This is a genomic window from Hoylesella oralis ATCC 33269, assembly GCF_000185145.2.
GTDB lineage: Bacteria > Bacteroidota > Bacteroidia > Bacteroidales > Bacteroidaceae > Prevotella > Prevotella phocaeensis.
The window spans coordinates 586,849-602,515 of record NZ_GL833119.1; the positions used below are offsets into that span (position 1 = coordinate 586,849).

Sequence of the window (15,667 nt, forward strand, 5' to 3'; positions counted from 1 at the left end):
GACAGATTGTTAGGGGAGTAATGATAAATGATAGTAAAAATAGGTAAACTTATGGTTCTTTATTATTTTCGGTATTATTTGTTTTCTTGCAATTGATATCGTTTTATGTATCGATAGAGTATGAAATAAAGATGCGGATAAAGTAGCGTATGCGTTTGAAAGAGAAGTTCTGTTAAGATTAGAACGTGTTTTTTATCCGATAAGAAGCGGTTTTTCTACCACTTTTTAAAAGAAAGAGTGTTTGTTTTTATGCCTGATTATCAGTACTTTATTTATAATATGATTGAATAAATAACCACTAAAATAATATAGGAAAGCATAATTTTTTGCTTTTGTGTTTATCTTTGTAACATGCAATGTCTTACCGAATGAAAGACAATGATTAACTATTAACTTTAAAATAATAACATGTTCTTTATGAAGACAACAAACAATCTAACTGCAATTAGGTCTTTTGTGCTGTTGTGTTTTGCCTTGCTATTTTCGGTATCTGTATCGGCACAGAAAACAAGAATTACCGGCGAGGTGGTAGGAGACGACCATGAACCGGTGGTAGGAGCCACTGTTTTAGAAGTCGGTTCACAGAACAGAACGGTTACAGACGCAGATGGGAGGTTTTCCATCGAGGTTGAACGTAACGCAACATTACGTTTTTCTTATATCGGTTATGCCACAAAAGACCAGAAAGCCGCCAATGGCATGAAAGTGATCTTAAAAAGTGAGGTGAATATGCTTAACGAGGTTGTGGCTATCGGCTACGGTTCGGTAAGGCGTAAGGATGTAACTACGGCGGTTTCATCGGTATCGACAAAGGATCTTGAGTCGCGTCCGATCGTCTCGGCTACTGCCGGTATACAAGGTAAAGCTGCCGGTATCATGGTTTCACAGGCCAACGGACAGCCCGGTTCTTCGCCGACAATCAGAGTTCGTGGTACAACTTCTATGAACGGAAGTAACAATCCGCTTTATGTGGTGGATGGTGTACCGATGACGGATGTCGATTTCCTGTCGGCAGACGATATCGATGAGATACATATTCTTAAAGATGCTTCGTCTGCGGCCATCTATGGATCGAGAGCAGCCAATGGTGTTATCATCATTAACACGAAACAAGGCAAGGCTGGTGTTACCAAGGTAAGTCTGAATGCGCACTATGCTTTTAATACGGTTCGTGATAATAGAGAGCCTCTAAATGCCGCACAGTACAAAGAACTGATAAATGAAATGAACGAACGTGGTGTTACCAAGTTAAATCTTCCTGATAATCTGAAAGATTGTACGGATTAGAAGGATGAGGTATATCGCGTAGGAAACGTGCAAGATTATCAACTTTCCGTTACGAGTGGTACCGACAAACTGCGCTATTATCTGGGGGGAGGGTACACAGGCGAGAACGGAGTGATCGGTAAATCGAACTTTAAGCGTTATAACGTAAGGCTCGCAGTAGAGAACGATATCCGTCCGTGGCTGAGATTGAATGGAAGTGTTGCCTACTCTGATTATGTATGGAAAGGTGTAGGTATCTTTTCAGGTAATGGATCTAACCGTGCCGGCGTAGTTACAGCTATCATCAATACCCCTACATACGCCCCAATATGGGATCCGGAGAACCCGGGACAGTATTATACAACCTTTTATGGAGTAAATATGGATAGCCCGTTGGAGAGCCTGTCACGTACACAAAACGCAAAAACTAAGTATAATAAAATAATAGCTACGGGTAAAGCAACGATCAAATTTTTGCCGGAACTTAATCTTACAACATCGTTAAGTCTGGATCGGGCGAACGGTGTCGCTACGGAATTTGTCGATCCGTTCGAGACACACGATGGCAGAGATACCAAAGGCAGCGGCAGCGATACTCGGTCGACAAACACATTGCTTACCTTTGACAATGTGCTTAATTGGAAAAAGAATTTCGGACGTCATGGTTTCGATGCCATGATAGGCTCTTCATGGACGTCGAGTAAATGGAGTCAAAGTAACATGAGCGGCACTAATTATGCGAAACCAGACATACAAACTCTCAATGCTGCCAACAAAATAAGCTGGGACGGAACGGGGAGTTCGGCAGCCGATTGGGCTATACTTTCGTACTTCGCACGTCTGCAATATAATTGGAATGATACTTATATGGCCACTTTTAATATGCGTGCCGACGGAAGTTCGAAACTTGCCCCCGGTCATCGCTGGGGATATTTCCCCTCGTTCTCTGCGGCGTGGCGTATCACTAACGAGAAATTTATGAAGGATATAACGTGGCTCAATGACCTGAAATTGCGTGGAGGATGGGGACAGACTGGTAATCAAAGCGGACTCGGAGACTATAGTTACTTAGCAACTTACAGGATAGAGCGTGTGCAATGGTTCGGAACAGGGAATGATGCCAATGCTGTTCCTAATCGTGTTCAGAACACGCTAAGTGCTCCTGAGTTAACATGGGAGACCACTTCGCAGACCGATATTGGGTTAGATGTCACGATGTTTAATAACCGGCTCACCTTATATATTGATTATTATTACAAATACACGAAGGATATGCTTATGACGGCAACGCTTCCTGCCGGCAGTGCTGCTGCAAGAACACTCCGTTATAATGGCGGAGCGATGGAAAACAAAGGATGGGAATTCACCGTTAGTTCGAAAAATCTCGTGGGTACATTCGCATGGGATACCGATTTCAATATCTCGTTTAACCGGAATAAGTTGAAAGAACTCTCTCTTACTCAGAAGTATTATGATGCGATGACATCGGAGACTGTTAATGAATATGTTGTGTTGAATACGCCCGGACATCCTATGGGTTCTTTCTATGGATATATTTCCGATGGCGTCGATCCCGAAACAGGAGAGTTGATGTATAGAGATGTTAATAAAGACGGAGTAGTTTCTATTTCCGACAGAACGTTTATAGGTGATCCGAATCCCGACTTTACGTTCGGCATGACAAATACTTTCAGATGGAAAGGTTTTAACCTGAGTATCTTATTGCAAGGCAGTGTAGGGAATGATGTTTATAATGTTTCGCGTATGGAAACCGAGGGAATGTACGACGGAAAGAACCAAACGACCAAGGTATTGAGCCGTTGGCGTATCCCCGGACAGCAGACAGATATACCCAAGGTGGGGTTTGTACAGCATAATTCTACCTATTATTTGGAAGATGGCAGCTACTTGAGAGTGAAAGACGTTTCTCTTTCTTACGATGTACCTCGTTCTATTATCTCGAGATTCGGGCTTACTAAACTCATGCCTTATGTGTCGGCAACAAATCTCTTTACCATTACAAAATACTCCGGACTTGATCCCGAGCTTAATCAGCATGGTAATAGCGGAACGGTACAAGGCCTTGATTGGGGGACATATCCCCTGAACCGTTCATTCGTTATGGGAGTAAAAGTAGAATTTTAATACGATAAAAGATATGAAAGCAAAATATAACAGAATACTCATATTAGGGGTATTGACCGCTTTGCTTGGCAGTTGTTCGCTGAATTATGAGCCGATATCCGATCCTTCAGAATTGACGGAAGGCAAACAGACAGATACAACGACGGCAGTATTGGCTGATAAAGCCGCAGCTCAAAGCCAATTAAAAGTTTTATACGAGGTGTTCCGTACACGACAGGAGCACCTGCATCTCGATTTCTTATTGATAGCTGATTGCCATTCGGATAATGCTTACGTAGGTACTACCGGCGCAGAAGTGGTTCCCTTTGAGACGAATTCTCTTGACGGAGGTAACCCCGATTTGCTGCGAGATTGGAATAGATATCTCGAAGATATAGCCAAGAGCAATGTTCTTATCAACGGTATCGAGCAATTGAAAGAAAAAGGAGACATTACCGACACGGAATATAAGCAGATGAGAGCACAGGGACAGATATTCCGTGCATTCATGATGTTCAGGATGGCAAGGTATTGGGGTTCGTTTCCAGTAATCATAACAGTTGGCAAAACCATCACTTCAAAGAATATTCACGAAGTGTATCCTACTTATTTTCCGCCACGTTCTACTGTGGAGGAATGCTATCAACAAATCATAAATGATTTGGAATATGCTGTTGAAAATGCCCCCGATTTCGACAGAACGGACAGAACTCGCCTGACAAAGACGGTGGCTCAAGCCATGTTGGCTAAGGTATATGCCGAGAAACCCAAGCAAGATTATTCGAAGGTCGTAAAGTATGCAGAAGACGTTATCAATACTTCAGGATTGGAACTCGAACCGGAATTCGTTACATTGTGGGGATGGGATGATGTTGCAAAAGATTGTGTGAAGCGGAACACTTCCGAAGGAATATTAGAAGCTCATTGGACAACCGGTGGTGGCAATTGGGAATCGTGGATGTATGGCCGTTGTCTTGAAAACTATGATAATAGCTTTACGTGGGCTAAATGGGTAACACCGTCGCGTGATATCCTAAAAGACTTTCAAAATGAGAACGACACAATCCGATTAAACCAGTCGGTTGTGTACTATGATTGTAAGTGGAGCAACTATTATCCTGCAAATCATTATCCGTTTATGTATAAGTTGCGTTCGGGGTATAATAATGTGTATTTCCTGCGACTTGCCGATATTATTCTCATTGAAGCCGAGGCACAAGCTTATTTGGGCAACCTTACGAGAAGTGCGGCTCTTGTGGATATGATAAGAGAGCGAGCAAAGTTGCCGAAGCTGACGGCGGATAAGAAGGCTTCGAAAGACGTAATGATCGAGACCGTATTACATGAACGGCGGCTCGAGCTTGCATTCGAAGGCGAACGATGGTTTGATCTTTGCCGAAACAACAAGGTCGAACAAGTAATGAATACATTGAAAACTCGCGACAGCGGTAGGTTGGAGTTGAAGCGTATGTATGATGAGAATTCATATCTGTTGCCTATTCCACAAGCGGCAATCGATCAAAATAATAATTTACAACAGAACCCCGGTTATTAATATATTACGAATATGGTTACAATAAAAAATAATTTTAAGGTTTTCGGCATTGCCATCAGTGCCGTCTTCTTCTCGCTTACAGCGTGTAGCAGTTCATCGCTTTCGTTAGAAGAATATAAGACAGATCCCGATAATCCCAATTTAACGCCGGCAGCAAACAAGGCCATTGTTTTCACGACAACATCGAATGGTGCCGATATGTTGTACCAGACAAGTGCGGATGTTTATACGGGAAGCAACATGGCACCTACTACAATCCGGATCGATCCGAGCAAAACATACCAGACAATGGACGGATTCGGATTTGCCATTACCTATTCCTCTTGTTATAATTTGCTCCATATGACGGCGGAAGACCGTGCCGCTTTCTTGAAACGTACATATTCTACTACCGAAGGATTCGGTACAAGCTACGCTCGTATCTCTATCGGTTGCAGCGATTTCTCAAGTACCGAATACACGTTATGCGATAAAGAAGGATTGGAGAATTTCCGTTTTTATAAAGACGAGACCGACTATGTAATCCCCATATTGAAAGAAATATTAGCCATTAATCCTAACGTTAAGATCATTGCAGCACCTTGGACTTGTCCGAAATGGATGAAGGTAAAGGACTTGATAAGCATGACTTCCCATGATTCATGGACCGATGGGCATATCAATCCGAATTATTATCAGACGTATGCCGATTATTTCGTGAAGTTTATTCAAGGCATGAAAGACAACGGAATAGATATTTATGCCGTGTCGCCCCAGAATGAACCGTTGAATAAAGCGAACTGTGCGTCGACGTATATCCCGTGGAGAGAGGAGGCAGATTTCGTAAAAGTGCTGGCTGCAACATTTAAGAAGAACAGCCTGAAGACGAAGATATACCTCTTCGACCATAATTTTAATTACGACAATTCATTTAGTCAAAATGATTATCCCATAAAAATATACAATGCTTTGGGTAGCTCCTTTGAGGGTTCGGAGTATGTAGTAGGGGCTGCCTATCATAACTATGGCGGGAGTCCGGAGGAACTCGACGACGTTCATGCAAAGGCACCTACCAAAGAATTGATATTCTCTGAAACCTCCATCGGAACATGGAACGACGGACGCAACCTAACGGCGCGCCTGCTCAACGATATGCGCGACGTTACGTTTGCTACCGTTACACGCTATTGCAAAGCTGTTTTGGTTTGGAATTTAATGCTCGACAAGAACATGGGACCTAACCTTGACGGAGGCTGCCAGACTTGTTTCGGGGCAGTAGATATCGATCAAAACGGATATAAGCAGTTGCATTACAACTCACATTACTTTATTATATGCCACATGTCGAGCGTGATTAATCCGGGCGCAGTGCGCATCGGAGTCACTTCAGACAGTACTCAATTGAGCGATTTCTCACATGTGGAATTTCTTAACCCCGATGGAACAAAGGCTGTAATTATGCTGAATACCGGCGATACAGACCGCAATGTTACGATCAGCGACGGGCAAAATCATTTCCGTTGCAGAGTTCCGGCAGGCTCTGTAGTATCATGCAAATGGGATAAATAACAATAGAATTTTGAAGATATGAAGAATTTAAGATATTTATTCATGGCACTGCTTTGCACTTTATTGGCAATCTCGTGCAGCAAGGATGATGATGGAGGTGAAGGATCTCCCGTGCTTACTGTTGCAGAAGTGGCTCCTGCAATGTTCGGCGACAGTATTATAATTGATGTGAAATGTACGGATAACGGCGGTGTTCCTTTGTCTACGCTCAAAGGTTCCCTACTCTATAGCAACGAAGAGGTTGCGCAGCAGACCGTCAGAACCAAGACCGAAGGCGATTACCGCTTGAAGTTGTTTGTACCTTATTATAAAGTTGTGCCCGACGGCAATGCGCAGTTGAAACTTACCTTGCAGAATATTCGTTTCGCAACGGCAGAGAAAACGGTCGACATACTGCTTACCCGTCCGCATTATGGCTCGCTTACGTTGATAACATCCGACGGTACTCGATATACTATGTTGCCCGATGCGTCGAACCCTTTCCTGTTTTCAACTACAGTAAACTCCCTCGGTAAAAATACTGTTCAGGGTTATATCATTGCTCCAAAGCAGGGTGCGAACGGCAATGAAATTACTTTCGGCGAGGGTAATCACGGTGTTACGCAAGGCGTTACGGATAACATATCGTTTGTAAATGCCCATTCGGGAAGTTTTAAAGTAACGTTCAATACGCTTACATACGCTTATTCGCCGATTTACGATCCTAATTCCGGTTATTTAGAAATCGTACTTACCGAAGCCGCCAATACTTTCAACGGCAATTTGGTGCAGGGTTATAACTATAAGTTTATCGGCGATGATGCTTTGACAGATAACGATTGGTACTACGATCCCGACTTCTTTACAAGCAATGGCGATGGAACTTACAAGTTTAATGCCGTAACCGGAACCTATCACATTACGGCCAATTACACGCGGAAAGCATTGCAGGTGTGGGCTGTTTCTGCCGGAGAACCGGCTAAGTTGCAGGCTGATGGAACGGGAGCTGTATGGATTATAGGCAGCGATGGGCTGGCCAAACCGTCTTATACATTCATACAAGGTCAGGGATGGTGGACGGATACCGACCATGCATTGTGCATGGCGCAGATACGCAGCAAAGTTTATCAGCTAACATTTACTGTTGGCAAGCAGCTTAATCCGTCTTCGGTAAACTTCAAGTTCTTCGGTCAGGCGGGCTGGGGAGTAGAGTTTAAAGGCAAGGAGGGCAGCGAGTATCGCGTCACGGGCAATCCTGTTCCGTTCATAATTGGTGAAGGTACCCCCGGTCATGATGACGGAAATATCTATCTGGCAGATGGATCAACACTGAATGATGGCGATACCTACGTACTTACGCTTGACCTTTCAGCCGATCCGAAGAACGCAGTACTTACTGTAACCAAGAAATAAATGTGGAATATAAATGCCCGATAACTTCATCGGGCATTTTATTATTTGAACATGTTATATTGAAACACCCCTCCTTTTTATAAGTAAAAAGAGGAGGGGTTTCTTCTTTTAACAAGCATCGTTGTGGCTTTCACCGGTGCCATGTGCGATGTTTATTGTAGACGAGTATCGTGTTTTTCTCGGACAACTGCCTATTTCTTTTCTTGCAAACTGCGTAGTAATGCCAACGCTTTGTTCTCGTTAGCCTCCATAATCTCGCGTTCTCCCGGACCTTTATCGTTGATGCCGCAGAGATGGAGTATGCCATGAATAATCACGCGGTGCAGTTCTTCTTCGTATTTTTTGTTGAATTTCTCGGCATTGCTGTGCACTGTATCGAGCGAAATCACAAGATCTCCGTTTATTGTATCGCCATCGTTGTAGTCGAAAGTGATGATATCGGTGTAATAATCGTGCCCCAGATATTGGTTATTTACCTCAAGTATCTTCGCGTCATCTACGAACATGTAGCCTATTTCGCCTGCTTTACGGCCGTAAGTCGCTGCCACTGCTTTGATCCAAGCCGTGGTTTCTCGCTTCTTTATCTTCGGCATACTCACGCCATCCGCATTGTAACTTATCATGGAATAAACTCTTTAATATCTCTGTTGAAGTTTTTCAGTTCTCTCACCATACTCGAAGAAACGCTTTCCAACTGCGGTTCGGCGAAAAGAAGCAGTGTCTCTATGTTGCCTATCCGGCGGTTTATGTCGGCTTGTATGCGTTCGTATTCGAAGTCGGCCACTGTTCTGACGCCCTTAACGATATACTGTGCTCCCTCTCGACGGGCGAAGTCTACGGCGAGATCGGTATATGTCTTCACCGTAATTTTAGGTTCTTCTCGGTATAGAACGGTTATCGCGTCGAGGCGTTCTTCCCTGCTGAGCATACATTTCTTCCGCTCATTTGTGCCTATGCCTATGACAAGACGGTCGAACAGCGGTAAAACTCTGCGCACGATCGATGCGTGTCCTATTGTAAAAGGATCGAAAGTTCCCACAAATATACCCGTTCTCATATTTTTATCCGAATAAATTAGGTTCCATAAATTCACCGGCATAAGGCGTTCTGCCGAGGTGCTCGAACGCCAATGCGGTAGCCATACGTCCGCGGGGAGTACGCTTGATGAAGCCTTCCATGATGAGGAATGGCTCGTAAACCTCTTCCACGGTGCCGGTATCTTCGCCGATGGCCGTTGCTATGGTGGATATTCCGACCGGTCCGCCACGGAATTTGTCGATGATGGTCAGCAGAATTTTGTTGTCTATCTCGTCCAGTCCGTACCGATCGATATTAAGTGCTTTAAGCGCAAATCGAGCTATATCGGTATTAATTCGCCCGCTTCCTTTCACTTGAGCGAAGTCTCGCACCCTTCTAAGCAATGCATTGGCAATACGGGGGGTACCTCTGGAGCGGCGAGAAATCTCTATGGCAGCGTCATCGTCTATGGGTACCTTCAATATACCGGCACTGCGTTTCAGAATTTTGGTCAATGTATCGGGCTCATAGTATTCCAAATGCAGGTTTATACCGAAACGTGCACGCAACGGAGCGGTAAGCAGTCCGCTGCGGGTGGTGGCTCCGACGAGGGTAAAGGGGTTCAGGTCTATCTGTATGGAGCGGGCCGAAGGCCCTTTGTCGATCATGATGTCGATGCGATAGTCCTCCATTGCCGAATACAGATATTCCTCCACGACGGGCGACAGACGATGTATTTCGTCGATAAACAGTACATCGTTGGGCTCTAAAGAAGTAAGGATGCCGGCCAAGTCGCCCGGTTTGTCGAGCACAGGGCCGCTGGTTATCTTAAATCCCACGCCCAACTCGTTGGCAATGATGTTGCTCAATGTGGTTTTACCTAATCCGGGAGGACCGTGCAGAAGGGTATGATCAAGCGGTTCGCCGCGATACTTGGCCGCCTCGACGAATACCTCAAGGTTCTCTACCACATTCTTTTGTCCGCTGAAATCGGTAAATTTCAATGGCCTGAGTGCGTTTTCAAATTCCCTTTCGGCAGTTGTCAGTGTCTCTTCTCTTATATCAAAATCTTCGCTCATCGATAGTTCTGTACCTGCAATAGTATTGTGCAAAGATACTTATTTTAATTCATAAACTATCATTCGCAATTCATATTTTTGGAATAGAGTGTACCGACAGGTCTCCTGTTTGTGCCCCTTTCGCATTTTGCAACCGAGTTGCATGGCTTTTTCCTTACCTTTGCAGCAGAAATACAAAATAAAGACAACAGAAATATGGAAATCGAAGAACATGAGAAGAGCATATCTCTATGGAGCTTAGGTATATCGTCTGTCATGCTTATAGGCGGCATCTTGGCAACTTACATGGGCATTGTATGGTTTCAGCATCCATTGTTCAGCTTCGCATGGTATGCCGTTGCGTACCTTCCGGTGGGACTTCCGGTGATGAAAGAGGCATGGTATGCCGTGCGTGAAGGCGACTTCATGAGCGAGTTCATGCTCATGTCGTTGGCGGCGATCGGTGCGTTTGTCATCGGTGAATATCCGGAAGCCGTTGCTGTAATGCTATTGTATTGCATCGGGGAGGCACTTCAAGACCGCGCAGTAGACCGTGCCCGCGATCATATCCGTGCGCTTGTGGGCCTGCGCCCCGATAAAGCAAGACGGTTGAAAGGAGGAGATGTGAACGGCAAATCGCCGGATATCGAAGAAATAGATCCCGCAGAAGTGAACGTGGGCGACGTTATAGAGGTGAAAGTTGGCGAACGTGTGCCGATCGACGGTACGCTCTTGACCGAGAATGCATCGTTTAATACGTCGGCGCTTACGGGCGAATCGCTTCCTGCACAGATAGAACGTGGCGGCGAGGTATTGGCCGGAATGATTGCATTCGACTCGGTTGTGCGGCTTAGAGTGTTGCGTCCGTCGGACGAATCAGCCCTCTCGCGTGTCTTAAAGATGGTACAGGAGGCAGCTGAACGCAAGGCCTCCACCGAATTGTTTGTACGCAAGTTTGCCCATGTTTATACCCCTATCGTCATCGTGCTGGCTTTTCTCACCGTACTGCTGCCGTGGTTGTATTCGTTGGCTGTTGCCGATTTTGCGTATATTTTCAGCGATTGGCTTAAACGGGCGCTCGTTTTCTTGGTGGTAAGTTGTCCGTGTGCGCTGGTTATCAGCATACCCTTAGGCTATTTCGGGGGCATAGGAGCATCGTCAAAGCGTGGCATTCTCTTTAAAGGAAGTAACTATTTAGACGCCATGACCGCCGTTGATACGGTGGTATTCGATAAGACCGGCACGCTTACCAACGGCAGCTTTTCTGTAGAAAAAGTCGATGGATTGGACGAAAACGATATTCGTACGGTGGCTGCTATGGAGCAGTCGAGCCCGCATCCCATAGCCCGCACCATCGTAGATTATGCGTATAAAGAACTTAAACTGCCGTCTGCCGATGCTCCGGCATCGCTCCGTTCGCTTTCGGGCTACGGTCTTGAGGCGGAAGGATGGGCTGTTGGTAATCTTAAGCTGCTCGAAAACAAAGGCATTGCTTATCCCGAAGCATTGAAAGAGATGCCCGAAACCATCGTCGCAGTTGCGAAAAACAGCCGTTTCATCGGCTATATTCTGCTGGCAGACACGCTGAAAGAAGATGCCGTACAGGCCGTGTCGGCATTGAATACACGGGTAGAAATTCTTTCAGGCGATAAGCAAGCCTTGGTTGATAAGGTAGCACGTCAGTTGAATGTTGCCCATGCTTATGGCGAATTGCTGCCCGGTGACAAAGTTGCTCATATAGAAAAACTGAAACGCGAAGGACATAAAGTGGCGTTTGTGGGCGACGGTATCAACGATGCACCGGTACTGGCGTTGAGCGATGTAGGCATTGCGATGGGCGCGCTGGGTGCTGATATGGCTGTAGAAACGGCCGATGTAATCATACAGACCGACCAGCCGTCGAAGGTAGCCGAAGCAATTTTAATTGCAAAACGCACACGCCGTATCGTTCGGCAGAATATTGTGTTGGCGTTAGGCGTAAAAGCTGCCGTTATGATACTCGGCATATTCGGCTTGGCCAATCTATGGGAAGCGGTGTTTGCCGATAGCGGTGTGGCTCTTTTAGCCGTACTCAATTCTTCTAAGATATTTCTCCGATCGGGGAAATAAGTCCGTTTCATCGGTGCTATTTCGTTAAGATACGACCGGCATAAATAACAAACGGCGCATGCAGAATATATTGCATGCGCCGTTATTTTTATGCTTTCCTGCGGTTTACAGGCAATAGTAACCGTGGAAGAAGTTCCGGATTATGCTATTGTAATACTCTTGTCGAGGTAAACATCCTGTACGGTATGCAGCAATTCCACACCGTCTTTCATCGGTTTCTGGAATGCCTTCCGGCCGCTGATGAGACCAATACCGCCGGCACGTTTATTCACTACGGCCGTAATAACGGCATCTTTCAAGTCTGATGCGCCATGAGATTCGCCGCCAGAGTTAATAAGTCCTACGCGTCCCATATAGCCATTGGCCACTTGATAACGGCAAAGATCGATGGGATGTGTAGTGGTTAATTCCGAATAAACCCTCTCATCGGTGCGACCGAAGCCTATTGCTTTGAAGCCACCGTTATTGGTCGGCAGCTTTTGTTTTACTATGTCGGCCTTGATGGTTACGCCTATATGGTTGGCTTGTCCTGTAAGATCGGCCGACGAATGGTAGTCTACGCCGTCTTTCTTGAAAGCACTATTACGCAAATAGCACCACAGTACGGTAGCCATACCTAACTCGTGTGCGTATTCGAAAGCCTCTGCAACCTCTACCAACTGCCGTCTGCTGTCTTCGGAACCGAAGTATATCGTTGCTCCAACGGCCACTGCGCCGAGGTTCCACGCCTCTTTAACGGTGCCGAACATTATTTGTTCGTAGCTTGTGGGGTAGGTGAGCAGCTCGTTGTGGTTCAGTTTAACCAAGAAAGGTATCTTGTGTGCGTACTTCCGAGCTACGGAACTCAATACGCCGAAAGTGGTTGCAACGGCATTGCATTCGCCTTCTATGGCAAGTTTGATGATGTTCTCCGGATCGAAGTACAGCGGGTTGGGTGCGAAAGAAGCACCTGCCGAGTGCTCTATACCTTGGTCTACGGGCAGGATAGAGAGGTATCCAGTGTCGGCAAGTCGTCCGTGCGAGAACAGTTGTTGCAGGCTTTCGAGCGTACGGATGTTTCTGTCAGACTCTGCCCATATCGTGTCTATCACGTCTTTTCCGGGCAGATGCAGCAATTGTTTGTCTATTGTTTTACACTCATGTTCAAGGTAAAACGCTGCGTCTTTGCCTAATAAATCGGTTACTTTACTCATAATATAAAATATATTTTTAGATCGTGCCACTCTTTATTGGGTAGCATTGCAAAGATACTCATAATCATTCGATTACACAATACCTTGTTGTGAGTATTTTAGATAGGTATTCTATCGGACGCATATCATAGGTGTATCGGGCATACACCGGCTGTGTAGCATGAATACATGGTGCGAATAAAATTTTGAGGTTACGATTATTCTGTGTAAATTTGCAACCGCTATGGTAGATGAACTGTACTATTTGGACAAGTTGAAGCACCGCGAAATAAAGCCGACCGCCACACGTATGCTTATTCTGCGGGCCATGATGCGCGGCGATGAGGCCGTTTCGATGCCCGATTTGGAGCGTTTTCTGCCGACGATAGATAAGTCTACCATCTCCAGAACATTATCCTTGTTCCTTCTTCACCGCCTTGTACATGCCATCGACGACGGTTCGGGCGCACTCAAATATGCCGTTTGCGACGACAATTGCGACTGTTCGGTAGACGATGAGCATACGCATTTCTATTGTGAACATTGCCACCGCACCTTTTGTCTGAAGCATATAGCGGTGCCGGTAGTGCCGTTGCCCGATGATTTCCGGCTCAACAGCATCAATTATGTGCTGAAAGGACTCTGCCCGGAGTGTGCCGAAAAGCTCGACAGGCAATCGAGGTGACGGGATTGAGGATGGGGGATGAAGGATTAGGGACGAACGATTGATTGTTATATTGTAGGAATTTAGCTTGCCTGAAGCATACCGGAAAGGCAGTCATGCCCTTAATTCTTTATCTTTGAAAGTTATGGAATACTTAGATAAGCCAAATTCCTATGATGCTTTCTCCGCATTTCTTACAAACGTGATTTCCTTTCTTGAAAGAGACGGGAGAAAGCTATGCCGGTTGTTTTTATATCATTTATCACCTTCTTTCGGGGGCTTTTGCCAGAAATAATCGGCATCATTGGTGGCCGTGTAAAACGACCTAACGGTAGCAGGCGAACTAAATCCTTCCGGAAGAAGCACAATGTAGCGCTCACCATAGTACCTGTAACGCCCCTCAGGATTAAGGCAACTGTTGTCTACACAGTTCATCCAATAGAGGTTTTTGGCCATATAGTCGTCTAAATACTTCTCTTTAGTCTGCTTAGATTTATTGTTCCAGTTCGCATCTTCGTTCAGATAAAGAGGCTGATCGGTAATTAAACGCTCGCGAACCTCGGCAATCGACAGCAGATTACCATGCTCATCTTTCACATAGGCATTGAAAGTAGGATCCATCCAAAGCCATTTGTTGAGTTTAGAAGAGTAAACACAGTTGATTACATGGCAGTCGCCGTCGTTCTCGTCCTTGGGCATACAGGTTACATACCGCGAGGGGAAGCCCATTGCAAGGTACATTCCGTTCAGCGCGATGGCCAACTGACGGCAGTTGACACCATTGCCGGTAGCCTTATAATAATTGTATATGTCGAACGCATCGCCCTCGCACATGCCGAAGTTGCCGCCATCGTGGGGGATAGAGTTATGCACGAACTTTAGAATATTGATAATCTTCGACACTTCATCGCCGTTTCCGGCCACGGAATCGAGCTTGAAGAATGTGCGCATTTGCTTCAGAGAATGGTCGTCGGCCTGCTGATAAGTGAAGCGAGGAAGCGTGTCTGTCGCTTCTTTACGGTAGCCTTTGGCGTGACGGAGTATGTATAAATAATCGTATTCGCGTATTGTCTCGAGCACTTGTTTGAACCGTTTGTCGTTGCGAATGCCATCGAAATCGGTATCTGTCAGGGCATGGCGATAGTCTTTATAACCGTACTCAATAGATTTCTTGAATGCTTCTATGGCCTCTTTCTTCTTGTTTTGTAAGGCATAGGAGCAAGCGAGATTGTAATAAGAGTTATTCTTTGCAGCTCTTACCAACTCTTGATATTTTTTCTGTTCGGCTTTAGTGAGCTGCAATTTATCAAGTTCTTGCAGCATTGTTCGCAGCGTTTTTACGGTATTTACATAATCTTTTTGTTGGTAAAACTCCGTGTAAGTATCGTTTAGAGCGCGGCATTTAACGAAGAGTTTGTTGAGTGTTTCGGAATCGGTCTGTGCATGTAACGAAAGACAAACGGCCATTGAAACAAATAAGAAGAACAGTTTTCTTTTCATAAATAAAATGGTTAAGTTTTTATAAATATATGCGTTTTATGGTTATTCTGTAAATGTAAGACGAAAAAACGGGTAGAAATGTTGCGATACATTGCATGTTTATTTTTATTCTACCCTACTTCTATTGTACGTAAAAGCCATGCCTATGGCCGATAGAATGCCTGTATGTGGGAATTGTTACCGCGGTACGTAACCCATAGGCAATAAAATAAGGATGCAAAGGTTTTCTGAACAGTATGGAAACTCCTTGCATCCTTAACGG

Annotated in this window: 10 protein-coding genes and 1 pseudogene; 6 read left to right on the forward strand and 5 right to left on the reverse strand. The window is 45.2% G+C overall.

Going from position 1 to position 15,667, the window contains the following annotated elements:
- Window positions 1-417: 417 nt before the first annotated feature.
- The 4 genes and pseudogenes from HMPREF0663_RS05095 to HMPREF0663_RS05110 all read left to right on the forward strand — a co-directional run bounded on the left by HMPREF0663_RS05095 (window position 418) and on the right by HMPREF0663_RS05110 (window position 7,885).
- Window positions 418-3,411, forward strand: a pseudogene (locus HMPREF0663_RS05095) (SusC/RagA family TonB-linked outer membrane protein).
- Window positions 3,412-3,424: 13 nt separating this feature from the next.
- Window positions 3,425-4,945: a RagB/SusD family nutrient uptake outer membrane protein gene (locus HMPREF0663_RS05100; protein WP_004369204.1), complete on the forward strand. Its 1,521-nt coding sequence runs from the start codon at window positions 3,425-3,427 to the stop codon at window positions 4,943-4,945.
- Window positions 4,946-4,957: 12 nt separating this feature from the next.
- A complete protein-coding gene (locus tag HMPREF0663_RS05105) occupies window positions 4,958-6,493 on the forward strand; it encodes an endo-1,6-beta-glucanase (protein WP_004369205.1) in 1,536 nt (511 codons plus the stop codon).
- A gap of 18 nt (window positions 6,494-6,511) precedes the next feature.
- Complete coding sequence (locus tag HMPREF0663_RS05110; RefSeq protein WP_004369206.1) at window positions 6,512-7,885, forward strand: DUF5125 domain-containing protein; 1,374 nt, start codon at window positions 6,512-6,514, stop codon at window positions 7,883-7,885.
- Between the two features lie 191 nt (window positions 7,886-8,076).
- Here HMPREF0663_RS05110 and ybeY read toward each other — a convergent pair whose 3' ends face one another.
- Genes ybeY through ruvB form a run of 3 tightly spaced genes read right to left on the reverse strand, consistent with a single transcriptional unit; the run spans window position 8,077 to window position 9,981 of the window.
- Complete coding sequence (gene ybeY, locus HMPREF0663_RS05115; protein WP_004369207.1) at window positions 8,077-8,508, reverse strand: rRNA maturation RNase YbeY; 432 nt, start codon at window positions 8,506-8,508, stop codon at window positions 8,077-8,079.
- Window positions 8,505-8,942, reverse strand: coding sequence for a pantetheine-phosphate adenylyltransferase (coaD, locus tag HMPREF0663_RS05120; protein ID WP_004369208.1), 438 nt, complete (start codon window positions 8,940-8,942; stop codon window positions 8,505-8,507). Before coaD ends, ybeY begins: the two co-directional genes overlap by 4 nt.
- A gap of 4 nt (window positions 8,943-8,946) precedes the next feature.
- Window positions 8,947-9,981, reverse strand: a complete 1,035-nt coding sequence (gene ruvB / locus HMPREF0663_RS05125; RefSeq protein ID WP_004369209.1) for a Holliday junction branch migration DNA helicase RuvB — start codon at window positions 9,979-9,981, stop codon at window positions 8,947-8,949.
- Window positions 9,982-10,176: 195 nt separating this feature from the next.
- Here ruvB and HMPREF0663_RS05130 point away from each other — a divergent pair, with 195 nt between their 5' ends.
- Complete coding sequence (locus HMPREF0663_RS05130) at window positions 10,177-12,069, forward strand: heavy metal translocating P-type ATPase (RefSeq protein ID WP_016665445.1); 1,893 nt, start codon at window positions 10,177-10,179, stop codon at window positions 12,067-12,069.
- Window positions 12,070-12,209: 140 nt separating this feature from the next.
- Here the strand turns inward: HMPREF0663_RS05130 and HMPREF0663_RS05135 are convergent, their stop codons facing one another.
- Window positions 12,210-13,262 (reverse strand): class I fructose-bisphosphate aldolase, encoded by a 1,053-nt coding sequence (locus tag HMPREF0663_RS05135; RefSeq protein WP_004369211.1) that lies wholly within the window; start codon window positions 13,260-13,262, stop codon window positions 12,210-12,212.
- Between the two features lie 223 nt (window positions 13,263-13,485).
- Here HMPREF0663_RS05135 and HMPREF0663_RS05140 point away from each other — a divergent pair, with 223 nt between their 5' ends.
- Window positions 13,486-13,926 (forward strand): Fur family transcriptional regulator, encoded by a 441-nt coding sequence (locus HMPREF0663_RS05140; protein ID WP_004369212.1) that lies wholly within the window; start codon window positions 13,486-13,488, stop codon window positions 13,924-13,926.
- A gap of 234 nt (window positions 13,927-14,160) precedes the next feature.
- Here the strand turns inward: HMPREF0663_RS05140 and HMPREF0663_RS05145 are convergent, their stop codons facing one another.
- Entirely contained in the window at window positions 14,161-15,405 is a 1,245-nt protein-coding gene (locus HMPREF0663_RS05145) for a transglutaminase-like domain-containing protein (protein ID WP_004369213.1), read from the reverse strand.
- Window positions 15,406-15,667: the final 262 nt, after the last annotated feature.

What these genes read in the sequence shown, in the direction of transcription:
- HMPREF0663_RS05110 (WP_004369206.1), top strand. Translation starts at nt 6,512, where the DNA reads ATGAAGAATTTAAGATATTTATTCATGGCACTGCTTTGCACTTTATTG.
- HMPREF0663_RS05135 (WP_004369211.1), bottom strand. Translation starts at nt 13,262, where the DNA reads ATGAGTAAAGTAACCGATTTATTAGGCAAAGACGCAGCGTTTTACCTT.
- ybeY (WP_004369207.1), bottom strand. Translation starts at nt 8,508, where the DNA reads ATGATAAGTTACAATGCGGATGGCGTGAGTATGCCGAAGATAAAGAAG.
- HMPREF0663_RS05140 (WP_004369212.1), top strand. Translation starts at nt 13,486, where the DNA reads ATGGTAGATGAACTGTACTATTTGGACAAGTTGAAGCACCGCGAAATA.
- coaD (WP_004369208.1), bottom strand. Translation starts at nt 8,942, where the DNA reads ATGAGAACGGGTATATTTGTGGGAACTTTCGATCCTTTTACAATAGGA.
- HMPREF0663_RS05145 (WP_004369213.1), bottom strand. Translation starts at nt 15,405, where the DNA reads ATGAAAAGAAAACTGTTCTTCTTATTTGTTTCAATGGCCGTTTGTCTT.
- HMPREF0663_RS05100 (WP_004369204.1), top strand. Translation starts at nt 3,425, where the DNA reads ATGAAAGCAAAATATAACAGAATACTCATATTAGGGGTATTGACCGCT.
- HMPREF0663_RS05130 (WP_016665445.1), top strand. Translation starts at nt 10,177, where the DNA reads ATGGAAATCGAAGAACATGAGAAGAGCATATCTCTATGGAGCTTAGGT.
- HMPREF0663_RS05105 (WP_004369205.1), top strand. Translation starts at nt 4,958, where the DNA reads ATGGTTACAATAAAAAATAATTTTAAGGTTTTCGGCATTGCCATCAGT.
- ruvB (WP_004369209.1), bottom strand. Translation starts at nt 9,981, where the DNA reads ATGAGCGAAGATTTTGATATAAGAGAAGAGACACTGACAACTGCCGAA.